Origin of the sequence: Pantoea sp. LS15, from assembly GCF_012241585.1 — a bacterium.
GTDB lineage: Bacteria > Pseudomonadota > Gammaproteobacteria > Enterobacterales > Enterobacteriaceae > Enterobacter.
This window is the reverse complement of the sequence record NZ_JAAVXA010000009.1, coordinates 99,615-117,934: the sequence shown is the minus strand read 5'-3', so window position 1 is coordinate 117,934 and position 18,320 is coordinate 99,615. Positions and strand designations below refer to the sequence as shown.

The following is an 18,320-nucleotide window of genomic DNA, read 5'->3' as shown; positions in this document are numbered from 1 at the left end:
CTCGTTGTGCTAATCATTGAAACCCTGCCGCTGCTGCGCCAACACATCCGTCGCGCACGTCAGGAAGGTAAACGCATCGCACTGGTCCCAACCATGGGTAACCTGCATGACGGCCATATGAAGCTGGTCGATGAGGCGAGAGCCCGGGCAGATATCGTGGTGGTCAGTATCTTCGTTAACCCAATGCAGTTTGACCGCGCCGACGACCTGGCACGCTACCCGCGCACCCTGCAGGAAGATTGCGAGAAGCTCAAAAAACGCCATGCGGATATTGTCTTCTCTCCTGCGCCGGCCGATATCTACCCTCAGGGTACCGATGAGGCGACCTACGTTGACGTTCCGGGCATTTCCACCATGCTGGAAGGCGCGAGCCGCCCGGGTCATTTCCGCGGTGTGTCCACCATCGTCAGCAAACTGTTCAATCTGGTGCAGCCAGACGTTGCCTGCTTCGGCGAGAAGGATTTCCAGCAACTAGCATTGATCCGCAAGATGGTTGCCGATATGGGTTACGATATCGAGATCGTCGGCGTGCCGATTGTGCGTGCCAAAGACGGTCTGGCGCTCAGTTCCCGTAACGGCTATCTGACGGCCGAGCAGCGCAAAATCGCGCCGGGCTTAAGCAAGGTCATGAATACCATGGCTGAGCAACTCCTGACTAAAGAGCTGAGTGCAGAAGAGATTATTGCCCTCGCCGAACAAGCGCTGAACGAGAAAGGTCTTCGCGCTGACGACGTTCAAATTCGCGATGCCGATACGCTGCTGGAGCTTGCAGAGACCAGCAAACGTGCGGTGATCCTGGTGGCGGCATGGCTCGGTCAGGCCCGCCTTATCGACAATAAAGTGGTTGAGCTGGCGTAGTTTTTCTACCCGGACGATTAAAGGTAAACGTAATGATTCGCAAAATGCTGCAAGGTAAGCTTCACCGTGTGAAAGTCACCCAGGCCGACCTGCACTATGAAGGCTCCTGCGCAATCGACCAGGATTTTCTGGACGCGGCTGGCATCCTTGAAAATGAAGCGATTGATATCTGGAACGTGAACAACGGCAAACGCTTCTCTACCTATGCGATTGCTGCCGAGCGCGGCTCTAAAATCATCTCCGTCAACGGCGCGGCAGCACACTGTGCTGACGTGGGTGATATCGTGATCATCGCCAGCTTCGTCATGATGTCCGACGAAGAAGCCCGTCGCTGGCAGCCAAAAGTAGCCTACTTCGAAGGCGACAACGACATGAAACGCACCGCAAAGGCGATCCCTGTTCAGGTTGCCTGATATAAAAGCCCGAATTATATTTTAATTGAATAATTCGGGCTTTCAGATAAATTCATCAAAAAGAAATGCCCCGCTAGTCTTTTTTATTTTTTAAGATTTCATTTACTTTCCACGCAACAATAACATTAACTGTCTGGTATATTTAAAGAAAAAGAATAACTAAATTTAACTTTAAGTATATTTAAAATTACTTTTTTTAGTGTGCACACTATTATCCACCAGCCAAAAACAATGTTTGGCCTTTTAATCTTTTACATGGATATTGTTATGTCACTGAAAAAAATTAGCATGGCAGCTGCTACCGTCGTTCTCGCACTGGGCACCTCTTCTTCTTTCGCTGCTACCGATCTTGGCCTGATCACATTTGACGGTGCTGTTACTGATACTACCTGTACCATCACCACCAACAATGGTGAAGGCACTAACAACATCACTATCGCACTGCCTGTCGTGAAAAAATCTGACGTTGAAGGCACTACGCTGGACAAAGGTGTTGGCGCGAAAAACTTCGAACTGCTGCTGACAAACTGCCCAGGAACTGTATCTAAAGCTTCCGCAAACTTCATGTCTAAAAACATGGGTTCCGTGGCTAACGGTACCGTTGATCCAGATACTAACGTTGCAGGTTCAGCAACCAACGTAAGCCTGGCGATGTATAACAACTCCAGCAGCAACACCGATCGTATTATGGTTGGTCAGCCTGACAATAACCCCCAGGTTGCGACTGTCACCAGCGGTTCCGGCAAACTTTACTACCGCGTGGCTTATGTTCCGGGTTCTGCCTGGGTGAAAGACACCAACCCCGTCACTGCAGGTAAAGTCTCTGCGAACGCTTACTTCACCATGAGCTACGAATAATCGTCGATTATTTATTTAATAATGCGCCCGCTTAGCCGTGGGCGCTTGTTTATCTCAATTATCCTGGAGTGGATATGCGACAGCTTAATGCAAAAATGATCAAAGGAATGAAAGCACTCTCTTTTGTGCTGACCAGCATAATGGCATGTCATGCCCACGCTGATATTGTTATCTCCGGAACCCGTATTATTTATCCTGAAAAAGCAAAAGATGTTGTGGTGAATCTGGAAAACAGAGGCGCACATCCTTTACTCGTTCAGTCATGGCTGGATGATGGCCGTGACACGACCGACCCTCAGGAGCTTAAATTACCGTTCGTCATTACTCCGCCAGTAACTCGTGTAGATGCACAAAAAGGTCAGGCTATCCGCATTACCTCACTCGGCCAGTCATTACCCAAAGACCGTGAATCATTGTTCTGGTTTAACGTGCTGGAAGTACCACCAAAAGCCAAAACCAGTAGCGATCAGAATATGCTGCAACTGGCATTCCGTACTCGTATCAAACTCTTTTTCCGTCCAAATGGACTCAAAGGTTCGCCCGATGAATCAGCAAAGCAGCTGATATGGTCGCAGAAAAAAGAAGCTAACGATGTCGTTCTGGTGGCAAAGAATGATTCTGCCTACAACGTATCAATTGCCTCCGCTTCTCTGACGGTTAATGGCAAAAAGTATGACGTGGAGAGTAGCTCTGTGAAACCGTTCTCCAGCGAAACAATGAAAGTGAAAGGGCTGACTGGCATTAGCAACGGCAAAGTTAACTATGCATCCATTAATGACTTTGGTGGCATGCAAGAGCACGAAGCAGCACTCAACTAATAATAATCATATTACATGGCTATGCCGAGCACGTTATCGGCAACTCACGGATCGGGATAATAATGTTTTTTCGACGTTCATTTCTTTGCCTTTCTATTAGTGCGGCAATACCTCTGAATGCCATAGCGGATGATATTCAATCCACTGTCAGTTCTGCAGCGGATGATGTCGAGTTTAACGATCAGTTTTTGTTTAATACGGGCAGCAAAATTGACGTGGGTCGTTTCTCACGAGGCAACCCTATTTTACCCGGGAAATATCAGACCAAAATAACGGTTAATGGCAAAGAAAAAATAACTGCAGAAGTCGAGTTTAAAGATAACGGTACACCGCGCGCTACGCCGTGCATGACATTAACAATACTGAAACAGATCGGTATTAATACTGAATCGCTTGAAAAAAATGATTCGGGTGATGCGGCAACGTGTATTGATATTGCGAAAGCCTTCCCTGGTGCGACGGCGAATTTTAACACGTCAACACAAGAGCTGGATCTGACCGTTCCCCAGCTGTACGTGCTTAAACTTCCTCAGGGGTATGTCGATCCTTCACTCTGGGAAGAAGGTATTCCTGTCGCGATGGCATCTTACGACCTCAACGCCTGGCACAGTGAAGGTACGGGCAGCAACAGTGACAGTGCCTATGCGGGTTTACGTTATGGCGCCAATTTAGGTCCATGGCGTTTCCGCTCGCGCGGGAGTCTGAACTGGAATGAAAAAGACGGCAGTGATTACTCAAACCAGGATATTTATCTGCAACGAGATATCACTCCGCTTAAAGCTCAAATGCTGATTGGCGACTCTTACACTCGCGGTGACGCATTCGACTCGATCGGCCTGCGCGGTTTACGTCTTTATAACGATGATCGCATGCTGCCGAACGGGCTATCTAACTATGCACCAGTCATCCGCGGTGTTGCTAACAGCAACGCCCGTGTCTCTGTGACGCAAAGCGGGAATAAGATTTATGAAACGACCGTGCCACCGGGTGCGTTTGAGATTTCCGATCTCAGCACTACGGGCTACGGCAACGACCTGCTGGTGACTATCGAGGAAGCCGATGGCAGCAAGCGCTCCTTCTCAGTCCCGTATTCATCCGTGACTCAAATGTTACGTCCGGGCTTCGCTCGCTGGGATGTTGGGGCTGGCGAGTTGCATGACGATTCACTGCATGACTCACCAAAAGTGGCGTATGCCACCCTCTATTATGGGCTGAACAATACCTTCACCGGGTATACCGGCCTGCAATATATGGACACTGGTTTTTACGCGGGTCTCGCGGGTCTTGCCATGAACACAGAGCTCGGTGCATTTGCGCTGGATGTCACTCACTCCAGCGCAGATATCGATGGGCTTCGCACGCTGACAGGCCAGAGTTATCGACTCTCCTTCAGTAAGATGCTCTCGGCAACCGATACATCGTTAAACGTGGCAGCCTACCGCTTCTCCACAGAGGACTACCTCAGCTTGCACGATGCGGCCTCACTGGCCGATCGCGTGAAGTATCGCGATCAGGCGCTGAAACCGGGCAGTGACAGCCAGGATGTGTATAACACCTTCCAGCGTATGAAGAACCAGATTCAGGTCAACATTAGCCAGCCATTACGCCATGGTGAAGTGGATTATGGTTCGATGTACGTCAACGGAAGCTGGCAGGATTACTGGGATGGCAGTCGTTCAAGCGCCAACTATACCGTGGGCTATAGCAACGCCTTTACCTATGGCAGTTACAGCGTTTCGCTGCAACGTACCTACGACGAGTTTGGTGAACAGGAAGACAGCGTTTATCTCAACGTCAGCCTGCCTTTCGATTCGCTGTTTGGCGCGGGTAAACACCCAGCCGGTTTCAACAGCGTTAACGTAGGTCTGAACTCTGATTTCAAAGGCAGTACGAGTCTCAATACCACCGCAAACGGCAGTACCGAGGACAACCGCTTCAACTACAGCGTGACGAGCAGCAATAGCCGCGCTGATGATAATACGCTCAATCAGCTCAGCGGCTATGGCAGTTATAACAGTCCTTATGGCCCGCTAAGCCTTTCCGCCTCAGCGAGTGATGACAACCAGCAACAATATTCCGCCAGCTACAGCGGCGGCATGCTGCTGCATTCCGGTGGGATCACGCTGGCACCAGGCAGTATCAGTGATACCGACTCGCTGGCACTGATTAAAGCCAGTGGCGCAAAAGGGGCACGTCTGAGCAACGGCGAAGGTGAAATCGGCAATTCCGGCTACGCCATCATGCCTTATCTTTCCGCTTACCGTGAAAACCGTATCGGTCTCGACACCAGTACCATGAGTGCTGACGTCGAAGTGAAAAATACCAGTACGGTTGCCGTACCGCGTAGCGGTGCCGTAGTGCTGGTGAATTTCGAAACCAACGAAGGTCGTTCGGCAATACTTGAGCTCCAGCGTACTGATAACGGCTTCATCCCTCTCGGTGCCGACGTGCTGAACGAGAAAGGAGAGATCGTCGGCAGCGTGGGCCAGGCAGGACAAGCCTATGTTCGCGGTATCGAAGACGAAGGCACGCTCAGGGTTGTCTGGGGAAATGGGCAGCAAAGTGCCTGTAATGTGCATTATCAGATTCAACCCAATGCACAGAAAGCGGGTCTGACCACGCTTTTAACTCATCAACTTTGCCGGATGTAATTCATATATAACAGGGAGTTTTTACTCATGACGTTCACTTTGAATCATTTCGTTCGCTGTATTTACGCAGCAACGCTCTTGTCTGTTACCTGCGGCCACACCCAGGCTGCAGATAATCTCGACGTAACCTTCACTGCCAACATCCGGGAAACCACCTGCGATATGGCCATCAGTGGTGGTACAGGTAATGGTACAAACAACACCATTACGCTCGGAACCAGCGGGAAAACCCGTATCGATACGATTGCAACAGGTACAGCAACAACCGATTTCAAACTGGTCCTGACGGAGTGCCCATCCAGCCTTACTTCACTGAAAACGACCGTAAGTGGTTCGGTATCAAATCTAATGAATACGGCCATTGCCAACAACATTGCCTCGGCTTCTGGCGGAGCCAGTTATGTTGGGGTGTCGATTGCACGCAGTTCGGCACCAACAACGCCTTTTGAGATCAACTCGACAGATGACAGTAAACGTATTGTCTGGACCCCGGGTGAAATCACGGCAAAAGAAGTGCCTTTAACCGCCAAACTGGTGGAAACCCAGGCAAGCAGTGCAACGACAGGTGCGTTTAGCGCCGTCGCCACTTTTAACTTCTACTACGAATAACCAGACAGAAAACGGAGAACCTATAATGGAATTTAAACCTACGATCTTTGCCCTCTCTGTTCTGGGATTAGTATCCACTGCCGCGTCTGCAACCATTACCGGGACGAGCAGTGTCTCAGCCACCTTTAACACCACCATTGAAGCGGGAACCTGTATCGCACAGGTACAGAATGCCTCTGGCTCACCAACATCCCAGATTAGTTTTGGTGACGTCTTCAAATCCGACCTGGCCAATAAAACCCGCGAAGAGGCGTTCAAAATTGCCTTCACCGGCTGTGCGGGTGTGAGCTCTGCAGCAATCAGAGCAACCACTGGCGCGGGTGGCAGTTGTTCTTCCGCGTCCAGCCTGAACTTTGGCGCAAATAACAATACGGCATTTGAACTGTGGAAAGGGGATTCAGCAGCAGGTACCCAACTGAGCTGTAAATCACCTCAAACCGAAACCGTGACTATTTCGTCTGGCACAGCGACCTATAATTTGAGTTCGCGCATTGTGGTAGCTGACGGTAAGACCATTGCCGATGTCACTACAGGGTCGGTTACTTCGCCTGTCACGTTTCTGGTCACCTATCAATAAGTCATAAAGAACAGGCGGTAGCTTGACGATGCGAAATACACCGTTATTTATAAAAAAATACAGGCTGCTGCTGGCCGTTATTTCAGTTTCTCTGTTCCCTGCCTCATCCCATGCGGATGGGGCATGGATGGACGTTAATATCAGAGCCAATATTGTCGCCAATACCTGCAAAATTAACGTGTCTGACGGCGGCCAGGTTCAGTTGCCAGTGGTTCCCCGCAACTGGTTTTTCAATACCGATGGCAGTAATAAATACAGTGCAAACCAGGATGCGGGCGGAACGCGCTTTACTGTGCAAGTGACGGATTGTGACGATATTGCCAGTGGCGCAGCAAGCAAATTACATTTCAGTTTTTCACCGCAATCAGGTTCTCTGGCTGTGGGGAATAAACAGGTATTTGCTAATGATAAAGAGCAAGAGAGTGATGGTGCGAAAAATGTCGGTATTGTCATCTTTTCAGACGCATTCCATCAGAATGTTTTAAGTCAGGATGGCCATTCCGATGTCATCTATGACGTGACCTCAAAGCAAAATAATTTCGCGTATTTAACCGATTACGCCTTTTATGCTCGTTACCAGAATATCGGCCAGGTGATGTCAGGACGCGTTACCAGCAATGTGCTGGTGAGTGTGATTTATGAATAATCCCCCGGCTAGCTAAACAGCATATTTTTGGTAATACCCATCACAGGAAGAGAATATTCAGGTTTATGACAATGACAGGATGTTTAAATAAAAAATCAATAATAGCGATAGCGCTCACAGGAGGACTGTTTTCAGTTTCCTCTGTGTGGGGAGCCACCGAATGTCGTTTTGGAAATGGCTATGGTGGGACAACAACATTAGTAAATGGCCCGACCAGTGGCCCTGCTCGCGCGGCCCCACGCCCAAGCTCTGGGGGGACAGTTTTAATGCAATTTACCACAGATATTTCACCAGGTATCCAGATTGGCTGCAGTTTAGGTAACGATGGTACCAGTGAATGGGGGATGACCGATCCTTCCGTCTATGCTGGTTCTCTGTATCAGGACGGAACGTTTCAAACTAATATCCCAGGCATTGTCTACACGGTGAATATCGAAACAGTGGATGGCATTGGCCACACTTTTGGCACCAATACAACGGCCTATAAAGAACTCTATGTGAATAACGTCCCCAGTAACTGGAGTGGCAAATGGGTTAACGCCAAAATTCAACTGTGGCAAACATCTAATTACCACGGCAACCCGAATAAAGTTAGCGTCATCAAACCTGTTGCCGGAACATTAGGGCTAATGGGGCTCGGGGATCCAAACGACTCTAATAACCGTCCATGGTATTTTAAAGTCACCGAAGATACTTTTCAGATCCCGCTAGTTCTACCGACTTGTGATGTCGTCACTCTTGCGGATGGAGGGAATACCGTCGAACTGGGTGACTATTTTGTTTCCGATATTCAAAAAAACCAGACACGCGATGTACCGTTTGCCGTGCAAGTGAGTAACTGCACCAGCGTAGCGAAATTCACGACTAAGCTAACGACATCAAAAATCACTGGTGGTGCAAAAAAACTGCTTGCCAATACATTGGCCAGTAATGCTGCGGCAGGGGCAGGCGTGAAAATTATCGACGCGAATAACCAACAGCTTATTCCTAATGATACGAATTCAGCTTTTGTACAGACAGATGCTAACTTACCTGCGGTAAGAAATTTTGATTTTATCGCCAGACTGGAAGCAGACGGGAATGCCATTAAATCCGGTGCGTTCAGTGCTGTGGGTACGTTCACCCTGACGTACGAATAATCACCCCTGCGGCTGGTTACTGATCAGCCGCGACATCGTCTCCAGTGAATCCGTTCTTAAGATGTACAGGCGTTTCAGTAAGAACGGATTATCCCCCGGCTTCACCTTTCCCCGCACCGTCGTCACTGCCAGGTGGAACCCGGCATCGTTCGCCGCTTTTATCGCTTTCTCGTCGTATCCCCCAAACGGATATGAGAGATACAGCACATGCGGATTAAACTGCGCCAGACTGCGCCGGGAACGTTTAAAGTCGAACAAAATAACGTGGTAGCTACGGCTGAGTAAAATGGGCTGACGGTGATCATCCACACGGTGTAAAAAGTGTGTATGGGACTGGATATCAAACACATCCTGGATCTGTTCAAGCTCAGAAACACTCATAAACTGCAAGGACTTTGGTGCCCACTTCTGCGGGTGGCGTTTAATGCGTGACGAAATGATAAACGCCGTCGCCTTAAATCCATACTCTTTCAGAATGGGGTAAGCGTAACGGTTCACGGACTTCAGCCCGTCATCGAAGGTGATCACCACAGCCTTTGCAGGCAGGTTCATTTTATTTCGGACGTACCCTTCCAGCTGATACATGGTCAGGGTGGTATAGCCCTGGTCGCGAAGCCAGGTCATCTGGTTGTTAAAGGCACGTACGCTGGTGGTTGTGGAGGTATGACGAAAACGGGTGTTCTCTTCATCACGCAAAATATGGTGGTAAGTAATAACCGGAATACCGTTGTCTTCCTGTGCATCCAGGCTGCTGACCCATGCCAGACGGTTGCCGATGCGGATCTGGAACCAGGTCTGGTTCAGACGGTCCTTGAGTTTGTTCAGTATAGGGTAGCGGAGATTGGCGCTTAACGTCCCGAACGGCGCGCTACCGCTGGAGGGCGCGTTATAGACCGGCGTGTCTTTCCAGGTAATGAGGTTCTGATTGCTCAGCGGTTTATTCAGATCACCAAGGCTGTCTTCAACACGCTGTTTCCCCTGAACCGGCTCAAGGTGCCCCTTGTCGATAAAACCCGTACCAAAACCGAAGCGAAATTCATAGTAATCCGCCGCCGCAGGTACGACGGCCAGGATCTGCCCCGCGCGCACATTGCCAACATTAATGACGCGGTTTCCCACCTGCGCCCAGATCGCCGCATCTTCGGTGGTTTGCATATATTGAGCAGGCAGGCTTTGCTGGCTGAGCAAACTGGCTGAGCTGACGCCAGAAATAAGCATCAAAAACAAGAAAAGGATACGCGATAGCATGGTGTCTTATTCGGTACGGAAAACAGCTGCCATTGTAACAAATGAGGCATCAATACCAATGTTTAATTCTTATACAGGTCATGGAGCAGAACAAAGGGAGGATTTTTTTGCTGTTGGTGCCATAAGCTGCTGACGCCCGGTCCCCCCTGCGCCACGATTGCATTGCGAAACTCGGCGCTGCTTAATGATTCACGCTGTGGATACATTAACGTCAGCAGGGAAAGGTTTATACCGGAGATAACTTCACAGCACTCATGCTTATGACTCAACAAAGCGGCTGAGCGATACGGTGCCGCACCCGATTTATCGGTAAGAAAAATCACGCCATCACCGGTGTCGGTTTCATGCAGGGCATCGCACATCATGCGGCTAAGCATGTTGGTGCTCAACCCACGCCAGTAATTTACCGCCCGGCATTGCACCAGTGGGCCAAATCTGGCTTCAAGCTTATCCAGCATATTCTGCGTCTGCTCATCATGGCAGGTGATCACCCATCCCAGCATAAACCTCTCCTTAGCAGGCAAGTAGTTTAGCGGAGTGAAGGTTCGCTTTCGGTGATAACTGTCAAAGAAAAATACCCGGCAACCAGAATGTCGCCGGGCAGACAGTTAGCTGCGCAGACCGCGCCCGCGCTGGATCAGATACCAGCACAGCAGATAGAAGAAGAGGATAAACACCACCAGCACTGCCACCGTGGTAAACAGCGGCACATCGGTAATGCCAAGGAAACCAAAGCGGAAGCCGCTGATCATGTAGACAATCGGGTTCAGGTGCGACAGTGCCTGCCAGAACGGAGGCAGCAGCGTCAGGGAGTAGAACACCCCACCCAGATAAGTCAGTGGCGTCAGCACAAAGGTCGGGATCAGGCTGATGTCGTCGAACGTTTTGGCGAACACGGCGTTTAGCAGGCCAGCCAGCGAGAACAGGATTGCCGTCAGCAATAACGTCAGCGCGACAAACAGCCATGAATGTACCTGGAACGGCACAAAGAACAGTGAAATCGCCGTGACCAGGATCCCCACGCAGAGACCACGCGCCACGCCGCCACCGACGTAACCGGCGATAATCACGTGCGTTGGCACAGGCGCAACCAGCAGCTCTTCAATATTACGCTGGAACTTGGCGCTAAAGAATGACGATGCCACGTTGGCATAGGCGTTGGTGATCACCGCCATCATGATCAGACCCGGCACAATAAACTGCATATAGGTAAAGCCGTGCATCTCACCAATACGGGAGCCAATCAGGTTGCCGAAGATGATGAAATAGAGCGTCATGGTGATCACCGGCGGCACCAGGGTTTGCACCCAGATACGCATAAAGCGGTTAATCTCTTTCGCCCAGATACTTTTCAGCGCGACCCAGTAAAGATGCGTCATGCCTTGTCTCCTTGTTTATCCTGCACCAGAGAGACAAACAGCTCTTCCAGTCGGTTCGCTTTGTTACGCATACTTAAGACCTGCACCCCCTGAGCACTCAACTGGGAGAACACACTGTTAATCCCCTGCTCACGCAACACTTCCACTTCCAGCGTTGAGGTATCCACCAGGCGATACTGATACCCTTCCAGTTTTGGCAGTGGGCTTTTCGGCGCCAGGTCGAGGATAAAGGTTTCTGATTTCAGCTTAGAGAGCAGATCTTTCATCGAGGTGTTTTCCACCAACTCACCATTCTGAATGATACCGATGTTGCGGCAGAGCATTTCGGCTTCTTCGAGGTAGTGGGTTGTCAGAATAATGGTGGTGCCTTTGTCGTTAAGATCTTTCAGGAAGCCCCACATGGAACGACGAAGTTCAATGTCTACACCGGCAGTGGGTTCGTCGAGGATCAGCAGTTTTGGCTCATGCATCAGCGCACGGGCAATCATCAGACGGCGCTTCATACCACCGGACAACATACGCGCACGTTCGTTACGTTTTTCCCACAGATCGAGCTGTTTGAGATACTTTTCGCTACGCTCAAGTGCCTCTTTACGCTCAACGCCGTAATAACCGGCCTGGTTAACGACAATTTGTTGCACCGTCTCAAACGGGTTGAAGTTGAACTCCTGCGGTACTAACCCCAGCTGGCGCTTGGCATTCACCACATCTTTTTGCAGGTCGTAACCAAAGACACTGACCCGGCCAGAGGTTTTATTGACCAGCGAACTGATAATACCGATCGTGGTGGATTTCCCCGCACCATTCGGCCCCAGAAGCGCATAGAAATCACCTGCTTCTACTTTTAGATCTATCCCGCGTAGCGCCTGAACGCCACCCGGATAGGTTTTTTTAAGCTGCTCAAGCTCCAGTGCAATAGCCATGAATTTAACTTACCTTCAGTTCTTACACACGTTGTGTGGTTTCATTAAAAGTCGGGTTACCCTATAGTAGCGCAACGCAATTACTTGGTTACAGGTCGCTAACCTCCATGAACAACATTGATACACTCATTAGCAACAATGCACTATGGTCAAAAATGCTGGTGGAGGAAGACCCCGGATTTTTTGGAAAACTCGCGCAAGCCCAGAACCCACGCTTTCTGTGGATTGGGTGTTCCGACAGCCGCGTCCCGGCCGAACGCCTGACCGGCCTCGAGCCCGGCGAACTGTTTGTTCACCGTAATGTCGCCAACCTGGTGATCCATACCGACCTCAATTGCCTTTCTGTGGTTCAGTATGCCGTTGACGTTCTGGAAGTCGAGCACATCATTATTTGCGGCCACTATGGCTGCGGCGGTGTACAGGCGGCGGTTGAGAACCCGGAGCTGGGGCTCATTGATAACTGGCTGCTGCACATCCGCGATATCTGGTTCAAACATAGCTCACTGCTCGGCGAAATGCCGCAGGAGCGTCGCATGGACACCCTTTGCGAACTCAACGTGATGGAGCAGGTCTATAACCTGGGCCACTCAACGATTATGCAATCGGCGTGGAAACGCGGGCAGAAGGTCTCTATCCACGGGTGGGCGTACGGTATCCATGATGGTCTGTTACGCAATCTGGAAGTGACTGCAACAAACCGCGAAACGCTGGAACAGCGTTACCGTTCGGGAATTGCGAACCTCAAGCTGAAGCATGTGAACCATAAATAAAGCCGGGGATTTTCTCCCTCTCCCAACGGGAGAGGGCCGGGGTGAGGGCATCAGCCCGCAGTTACTCGTCCAGCAATACCACCTTCCCAACATACGGCAGATGACGGTAACGCTGCGCGTAGTCAATGCCGTAGCCGACAACAAATTCATCAGGAATAGAGAAACCGACGAACTCCACTGGCACCTGCACTTCACGGCGGTCAGGTTTATCCAGCAGCGTACAAATCGCCAGTGATTTTGGTTCACGCAGGCTCAGGATCTCGCGCACTTTAGAAAGCGTGTTGCCGGAGTCGATGATGTCCTCAACGATCAACACATCTTTGCCACGAATATCTTCATCCAGATCTTTCAGGATTTTCACATCACGGGTTGTGGACATGCCGCTGCCGTAGCTGGAGGCGGTCATAAAATCGACCTCATGTGGCACATGCACTTCACGGCACAGGTCTGCCATGAACATGAAAGAGCCACGCAACAGACCGACCAGCACCATTTCGCTGCCGCTGTCCTTGTAATGTTCGGTGATTTGACGACCCAATTCGGCGATACGCGCTTTGATCTCGGCTTCCGGGATCATCACTTCAACAGTATGTTTCATATTACTAACCATATGATTTTAATGAAAATCTCTCAATGCGGATGAATTAATCTCCGGCATCGATACGCAAGCCAGCCATTATATCAGCAAATGGATAACCCTGGCGTATGAGTTGTAAAAAGCAAATATTGTGATTCCGATCACATTTGTTAATGCCTATAATTAATTGCTAGCAAATAATTAACAAAACTGACGAGTACTTTTCTATGGCTGAAACAAAAACTCAACAGCCGCGTCTACTGGTGACACTAACAGCGCTATTCGCCGCCTTCTGCGGCCTGTACCTGTTAATCGGTGGCGCCTGGCTGGTCGCGATTGGCGGTTCCTGGTACTACCCGATTGCGGGCCTGGTTATGCTTGGCGTAACTGTCCTGCTCTGGCGTAAAAAACAATCCGCACTGTGGCTGTATGCTGCATTACTCCTCGCCACCATGATCTGGGGCGTCTGGGAAGTCGGCTTCGACTTCTGGGCACTGACGCCGCGCAGTGACATTCTGGTCTTCTTTGGTATCTGGTTGATTCTGCCGTTCGTCTGGCGTCGCCTGATTGTACCTTCCAGTGGTGCCGTTGCAGCGCTGGTGGTAGCCCTGTTAATCAGCGGTGGCATCCTGACCTGGGCTGGTTTTAACGACCCGCAGGAGATCAAAGGCACGCTGAACACGGAATCCACACCTGCGGCGGCTATCTCTCAGGTTGCGGATAGCGACTGGCCGGCCTATGGCCGTAACCAGGAAGGTCAACGCTACTCCCCGCTGAAGCAGATCAACGCGGATAACGTTAAAAACCTGAAAGAAGCCTGGGTATTCCGTACTGGCGATCTGAAGATGCCGAACGATCCAGGTGAACTGACCAACGAAGTGACGCCAATTAAAGTGGGCGATATGCTTTATCTGTGTACTGCGCACCAGCGTCTGTTCGCGCTCGATGCGGCCACCGGTAAAGAGAAATGGCACTTCGATCCACAGCTCAATTCCAACCCGTCGTTCCAGCATGTCACCTGCCGTGGCGTCTCTTACCACGAAGCACGTGCCGATAATGCCAGCCCGGAAGTCATTGCCGACTGCCCTCGTCGCATTATGCTGCCGGTAAACGATGGCCGCCTGTTCGCTATCAACGCCGAAACGGGCAAGCTGTGCGAAACCTTTGCCAACAAAGGTATTCTGAACCTGCAGACCAACATGCCGGATACCACGCCGGGTCTGTATGAGCCAACCTCTCCACCGATCATCACCGATAAAACTATCGTGATTGCCGGTTCGGTAACGGATAACTTCTCCACGCGTGAAACCTCTGGTGTTATCCGTGGCTTTGACGTGAATACCGGTAAACTGCTGTGGGCCTTCGACCCGGGCGCGAAAGATCCCAATGCGATCCCGTCAGATGAACACACCTTTACCTTTAACTCGCCAAACTCCTGGGCGCCAGCGGCGTATGACGCGAAGCTGGACCTGGTCTACCTGCCAATGGGTGTGACCACGCCGGATATTTGGGGCGGTAACCGTACGCCGGAGCAGGAACGTTACGCGAGCGCTATCGTGGCGCTGAATGCGACCACCGGTAAACTGGCATGGAGCTACCAGACCGTTCATCACGATCTGTGGGATATGGACATGCCATCCCAGCCGACACTGGCGGACATCACCGTTAACGGCAAAACCGTTCCGGTGATTTATGCGCCAGCAAAAACCGGGAACATCTTCGTACTGGATCGCAGCAACGGTAAACTGGTTGTGCCTGCGCCGGAAAAACCGGTTCCGCAGGGCGCAGCAAAAGGCGATTACGTCAGCAAGACACAGCCATTCTCTGACCTGAGCTTCCGTCCGAAGAAAGATCTGAGCGGTGCAGACATGTGGGGTGCCACCATGTTTGACCAGCTGGTCTGCCGCGTGATGTTCCACCAGCTGCGCTACGAAGGTATCTTCACCCCACCTTCTGAGCAGGGCACGCTGGTCTTCCCGGGTAACCTGGGGATGTTCGAATGGGGCGGGATCTCCGTTGACCCGAACCGTCAGGTGGCGATTGCCAACCCAATGGCGCTACCGTTCGTTTCCCGTCTGATCCCACGTGGTCCGGGCAACCCAATGGAGCAGCCAAAAGACGCGAAAGGCAGCGGTACCGAAGCCGGTATCCAGCCGCAGTACGGCGTACCGTTTGGTGTGACACTGAACCCGTTCCTGTCTCCGTTTGGTCTGCCGTGTAAACAGCCTGCCTGGGGTTATATCTCCGGTCTGGATCTGAAAACGAACCAGATTGTGTGGAAAAAACGTATTGGTACACCACAGGACAGCATGCCGTTCCCGATGCCAGTTCCGGTACCGTTCAATATGGGTATGCCAATGCTGGGCGGGCCGATCTCCACCGCCGGTAACGTGCTGTTCATCGCGGCGACCGCAGATAACTACCTGCGCGCGTACAACATGACCAACGGTGAGAAACTGTGGCAAGGCCGTCTGCCAGCCGGTGGACAGGCAACGCCGATGACCTATGAAGTGAATGGCAAGCAGTACGTTGTCATCTCTGCAGGTGGTCACGGTTCGTTTGGCACGAAGATGGGCGACTATATTGTCGCGTATGCACTGCCGGACGACAGTAAGTAACTGAAAAGCCCGGGGGCGCTGCGCCTACCGGGCTTACGGTTCGAGATGCAGGCCAGGTAAGGCGAGCCACCCGGCTTTTTTTATACGGTGAACCCCAACATCATCCCCGTATCTTCATGCTCCAGCAGATGACAGTGCGCCATATAGGCAGATTCTTTCGGCGCGGCATGATCAAATTTCACCAGCACCTCGCTGACCCCTCCTTCAACCCTGACGGTATCTTTCCAGCCCGCACGATGCGCATCCGGCGCTTTGCCGTTCTCTGAAAGAATGCGGAACTGGGTGCCGTGAATATGGAATGGATGCAGCATCATATCGCCTTCGCCAGAAATCACCCAACGCTCAAACTGCCCTTTTGTGGCAGCAAACATTGGCGTGTTCATGTCGAACGCCTGGCCATTAATCATGTTGGCGTTGTGGAAGTCAAAGCCATGGTCACCATGATTCATGTTGCCCATGTTCCCCATGCCGCCCATTTTGCCGTGGTCCATATTCATATGTCCCATCATCTGCCCGTGGTGCATCCCCGCCATCGCCTGATCGCCATATTTCGCCATCAGCGCCTGCATACCCATCATATCGAGCATCGGGTTCATGGAAAGCTGCAGCTTACGTTGGGTTAAACCTCCAAGGGAAGGTAACGCCGGGAGCGACGTCAGCGTATCCTGCAGCGTGCCCGACGCTGTAACCTGCAGTGGCTGGATCCGCAGCACCGGGTGCGGCTTGTCAAAGGGCGCAACGGTCATGCCCATCTGGCTGACCGGGAGCGTCACCAGGTCAAACGGCTTACCGTCGCTGATATCCACCAGTACCTCAAAGCGCTCACCCATAAGCATAGGAAGTTCATTCAGTTTGACCGGCTCAGGCAGCAATCCACCGTCGCTTGCCACCACGTAAAGAGGACGTTTATCGCTGGTGGCGAAATTCAGCGAGCGCGCATTACATCCGTTGAGCAGACGTAACCGCAGCCAGCCTTTTGGCGCGGCGTGCTGGGGGTAGATCGCGCCATTGGTCAGCAGCGTGTCGCCGAACCAACCAACCGCCGCGGTCATCACATCCAACTGATAATCAATCTGACCGTCTGCGGTGAATTTTTTGTCCTGCACAATCACCGGCACATCGTCGATTCCCCACTGTTTGGGCAGACGTAGCAAGCGGCTTTCGTCATCTTCAATCAGCACCAGGCCTGCCAGCCCCATTGCCACCTGATGGCCCGTTTTGCCGTGCTGATGCGGGTGGAACCAGCAGGTCGCCGCCCGCTGATCGGGAGTAAAGGTCACGGTGCGCTTCCCGCCCGCTTTAATAATCCCTTGCGGACCGCCATCAACTTCGCCCGGCACTTCCAGTCCGTGCCAGTGCAGCGTCGTCTCTTCTGCCAGCGTGTTGTGAATATCAACGGTGACGGCTTTCCCTCTGGGCAGCTGAAGCGCCGGACCAAGCAGATTCCCGTTATAACCCCACGTTGTAGCGTTGTGCCCACCGAAGGTCGTTTTACCGGACTGAACAACAAGCTGGATACGACTACGGGCGTCAGCAGTCAGTAAGTCAGGGATGGGCAAGGCAGGTCTGTCAGCCGCTAAAACCGTGCGGCTCCACAGTGGTAATGCGCTGGCAACCCCCAGCGCAACGGAATATTTTAAAAAATCACGACGTTGCATGTTCATTTCCTTATTTCCAGCCGGCGATCTTTTGAGCATAAACCCTCCCCTTACCGGAAGGTCAAGTAAAGCGGCAATAATAAAGATCGTCGCACTGGTATCAAGTATGCTAACGTTGATTTTCCGTGATGCAGTGGTAGAAGCAATGAAGACGTTTTTCAGGACAATTTTGTTCACCAGCCTGATGGCAATGTGTGCGAACAGCTATGCGCTAAGTGAAAATGAAGCGGAAGATATGGCCGATCTGACGGCGGTTTTTGTATTCCTGAAAAATGATTGTGGCTACCAGAATTTACCCAACGGGCAAATTCGCCGCGCGCTGGTCTTTTTTGCTCAGCAGAACCAATGGGATCTCAGCAACTACGACAGCTTCGACATGAAGACACTTGGTGAAGACAGCTACCGTGACCTGAGCGGTATTGGTATCCCTACTGCCAAAAAATGCAAAGCGCTGGCTCGCGATTCACTCAGCCTGCTCGCCTACGTGAAATAAGCTTCCCGACGCCCCTTGTTGAGCCTGTAGCCGTGCAACCACGGTGAGAGTTAGCTATCATGTTTCGCTCACTTTTTGTGAATGT

At 51.4% G+C, this 18,320-nt stretch carries 18 protein-coding genes; 12 read left to right on the top strand and 6 right to left on the bottom strand.

From position 1 onward, the window contains the following. Nucleotides 1-6 precede the first annotated feature (6 nt). The 9 genes from panC to HED65_RS14735 all read left to right on the top strand — a co-directional run bounded on the left by panC (nucleotide 7) and on the right by HED65_RS14735 (nucleotide 8,569). The gene (gene panC / locus HED65_RS14775; protein WP_114979126.1) at nucleotides 7-858 is read left to right on the top strand and encodes a pantoate--beta-alanine ligase; all 852 of its coding nucleotides are present in this window, start codon (nucleotides 7-9) and stop codon (nucleotides 856-858) included. A gap of 32 nt (nucleotides 859-890) precedes the next feature. After that, entirely contained in the window at nucleotides 891-1,271 is a 381-nt protein-coding gene (gene panD, locus HED65_RS14770; protein WP_006810068.1) for an aspartate 1-decarboxylase, read from the top strand. 267 nt (nucleotides 1,272-1,538) lie between these two features. Further along, entirely contained in the window at nucleotides 1,539-2,129 is a 591-nt protein-coding gene (locus HED65_RS14765) for a fimbrial protein (protein ID WP_114979125.1), read from the top strand. A 74-nt stretch (nucleotides 2,130-2,203) separates the two neighbouring features. Continuing rightward, complete coding sequence (locus HED65_RS14760; protein WP_114979124.1) at nucleotides 2,204-2,947, top strand: fimbrial chaperone; 744 nt, start codon at nucleotides 2,204-2,206, stop codon at nucleotides 2,945-2,947. A gap of 62 nt (nucleotides 2,948-3,009) precedes the next feature. Continuing rightward, nucleotides 3,010-5,598 (top strand): outer membrane usher protein, encoded by a 2,589-nt coding sequence (locus HED65_RS14755; RefSeq protein ID WP_114979123.1) that lies wholly within the window; start codon nucleotides 3,010-3,012, stop codon nucleotides 5,596-5,598. A gap of 27 nt (nucleotides 5,599-5,625) precedes the next feature. After that, a complete protein-coding gene (locus HED65_RS14750; RefSeq protein ID WP_114979122.1) occupies nucleotides 5,626-6,207 on the top strand; it encodes a fimbrial protein in 582 nt (193 codons plus the stop codon). A 25-nt stretch (nucleotides 6,208-6,232) separates the two neighbouring features. Continuing rightward, on the top strand, nucleotides 6,233-6,784 hold the full coding sequence (locus tag HED65_RS14745) for a fimbrial protein (protein ID WP_114979121.1): 552 nt from the start codon (nucleotides 6,233-6,235) through the stop codon (nucleotides 6,782-6,784). A gap of 28 nt (nucleotides 6,785-6,812) precedes the next feature. Then, a complete protein-coding gene (locus HED65_RS14740) occupies nucleotides 6,813-7,430 on the top strand; it encodes a fimbrial-like protein (protein WP_223256824.1) in 618 nt (205 codons plus the stop codon). Nucleotides 7,431-7,495: 65 nt separating this feature from the next. Beyond that, complete coding sequence (locus HED65_RS14735) at nucleotides 7,496-8,569, top strand: fimbrial protein (protein ID WP_114979120.1); 1,074 nt, start codon at nucleotides 7,496-7,498, stop codon at nucleotides 8,567-8,569. Here HED65_RS14735 and HED65_RS14730 read toward each other — a convergent pair whose 3' ends face one another. The 4 genes from HED65_RS14730 to HED65_RS14715 form a co-directional block, all read right to left on the bottom strand. Continuing rightward, entirely contained in the window at nucleotides 8,570-9,817 is a 1,248-nt protein-coding gene (locus HED65_RS14730) for a polysaccharide deacetylase family protein (RefSeq protein WP_114979119.1), read from the bottom strand. It abuts the gene before it with no gap. A gap of 62 nt (nucleotides 9,818-9,879) precedes the next feature. After that, the gene (locus tag HED65_RS14725; protein WP_114979118.1) at nucleotides 9,880-10,320 is read right to left on the bottom strand and encodes a PTS sugar transporter subunit IIA; all 441 of its coding nucleotides are present in this window, start codon (nucleotides 10,318-10,320) and stop codon (nucleotides 9,880-9,882) included. Between the two features lie 105 nt (nucleotides 10,321-10,425). Then, nucleotides 10,426-11,196 (bottom strand): ABC transporter permease, encoded by a 771-nt coding sequence (locus tag HED65_RS14720; protein WP_028016718.1) that lies wholly within the window; start codon nucleotides 11,194-11,196, stop codon nucleotides 10,426-10,428. Next, nucleotides 11,193-12,119, bottom strand: a complete 927-nt coding sequence (locus HED65_RS14715) for an ABC transporter ATP-binding protein (protein WP_114979117.1) — start codon at nucleotides 12,117-12,119, stop codon at nucleotides 11,193-11,195. The genes HED65_RS14720 and HED65_RS14715 overlap by 4 nt, the downstream gene beginning before the upstream one ends. A 107-nt stretch (nucleotides 12,120-12,226) precedes the next feature. Here HED65_RS14715 and can point away from each other — a divergent pair, with 107 nt between their 5' ends. Beyond that, nucleotides 12,227-12,889: a carbonate dehydratase gene (gene can / locus HED65_RS14710; RefSeq protein WP_013095615.1), complete on the top strand. Its 663-nt coding sequence runs from the start codon at nucleotides 12,227-12,229 to the stop codon at nucleotides 12,887-12,889. A 61-nt stretch (nucleotides 12,890-12,950) separates the two neighbouring features. On the opposite strand, the gene hpt is transcribed toward can, so the two are convergent. Next, a complete protein-coding gene (gene hpt / locus HED65_RS14705; protein ID WP_008501948.1) occupies nucleotides 12,951-13,487 on the bottom strand; it encodes a hypoxanthine phosphoribosyltransferase in 537 nt (178 codons plus the stop codon). A gap of 206 nt (nucleotides 13,488-13,693) precedes the next feature. Between hpt and HED65_RS14700 the strand changes: the two genes are divergently transcribed. After that, entirely contained in the window at nucleotides 13,694-16,084 is a 2,391-nt protein-coding gene (locus tag HED65_RS14700) for a glucose/quinate/shikimate family membrane-bound PQQ-dependent dehydrogenase (RefSeq protein ID WP_114979116.1), read from the top strand. Nucleotides 16,085-16,164: 80 nt separating this feature from the next. On the opposite strand, the gene cueO is transcribed toward HED65_RS14700, so the two are convergent. Further along, entirely contained in the window at nucleotides 16,165-17,742 is a 1,578-nt protein-coding gene (gene cueO / locus HED65_RS14695; protein ID WP_114979115.1) for a multicopper oxidase CueO, read from the bottom strand. Nucleotides 17,743-17,887: 145 nt separating this feature from the next. Between cueO and HED65_RS14690 the strand changes: the two genes are divergently transcribed. Then, complete coding sequence (locus HED65_RS14690; protein WP_114979156.1) at nucleotides 17,888-18,235, top strand: YacC family pilotin-like protein; 348 nt, start codon at nucleotides 17,888-17,890, stop codon at nucleotides 18,233-18,235. The last annotated feature ends 85 nt before the right edge of the window (nucleotides 18,236-18,320 follow it).

What these genes read in the sequence shown, in the direction of transcription:
- panD (WP_006810068.1), top strand. Translation starts at nt 891, where the DNA reads ATGATTCGCAAAATGCTGCAAGGTAAGCTTCACCGTGTGAAAGTCACC.
- HED65_RS14765 (WP_114979125.1), top strand. Translation starts at nt 1,539, where the DNA reads ATGTCACTGAAAAAAATTAGCATGGCAGCTGCTACCGTCGTTCTCGCA.
- HED65_RS14760 (WP_114979124.1), top strand. Translation starts at nt 2,204, where the DNA reads ATGCGACAGCTTAATGCAAAAATGATCAAAGGAATGAAAGCACTCTCT.
- HED65_RS14755 (WP_114979123.1), top strand. Translation starts at nt 3,010, where the DNA reads ATGTTTTTTCGACGTTCATTTCTTTGCCTTTCTATTAGTGCGGCAATA.
- HED65_RS14750 (WP_114979122.1), top strand. Translation starts at nt 5,626, where the DNA reads ATGACGTTCACTTTGAATCATTTCGTTCGCTGTATTTACGCAGCAACG.
- HED65_RS14745 (WP_114979121.1), top strand. Translation starts at nt 6,233, where the DNA reads ATGGAATTTAAACCTACGATCTTTGCCCTCTCTGTTCTGGGATTAGTA.
- HED65_RS14740 (WP_223256824.1), top strand. Translation starts at nt 6,813, where the DNA reads ATGCGAAATACACCGTTATTTATAAAAAAATACAGGCTGCTGCTGGCC.
- HED65_RS14735 (WP_114979120.1), top strand. Translation starts at nt 7,496, where the DNA reads ATGACAATGACAGGATGTTTAAATAAAAAATCAATAATAGCGATAGCG.
- HED65_RS14730 (WP_114979119.1), bottom strand. Translation starts at nt 9,817, where the DNA reads ATGCTATCGCGTATCCTTTTCTTGTTTTTGATGCTTATTTCTGGCGTC.
- HED65_RS14725 (WP_114979118.1), bottom strand. Translation starts at nt 10,320, where the DNA reads ATGCTGGGATGGGTGATCACCTGCCATGATGAGCAGACGCAGAATATG.
- HED65_RS14720 (WP_028016718.1), bottom strand. Translation starts at nt 11,196, where the DNA reads ATGACGCATCTTTACTGGGTCGCGCTGAAAAGTATCTGGGCGAAAGAG.
- HED65_RS14715 (WP_114979117.1), bottom strand. Translation starts at nt 12,119, where the DNA reads ATGGCTATTGCACTGGAGCTTGAGCAGCTTAAAAAAACCTATCCGGGT.
- can (WP_013095615.1), top strand. Translation starts at nt 12,227, where the DNA reads ATGAACAACATTGATACACTCATTAGCAACAATGCACTATGGTCAAAA.
- hpt (WP_008501948.1), bottom strand. Translation starts at nt 13,487, where the DNA reads ATGAAACATACTGTTGAAGTGATGATCCCGGAAGCCGAGATCAAAGCG.
- HED65_RS14700 (WP_114979116.1), top strand. Translation starts at nt 13,694, where the DNA reads ATGGCTGAAACAAAAACTCAACAGCCGCGTCTACTGGTGACACTAACA.
- cueO (WP_114979115.1), bottom strand. Translation starts at nt 17,742, where the DNA reads ATGCAACGTCGTGATTTTTTAAAATATTCCGTTGCGCTGGGGGTTGCC.
- HED65_RS14690 (WP_114979156.1), top strand. Translation starts at nt 17,888, where the DNA reads ATGAAGACGTTTTTCAGGACAATTTTGTTCACCAGCCTGATGGCAATG.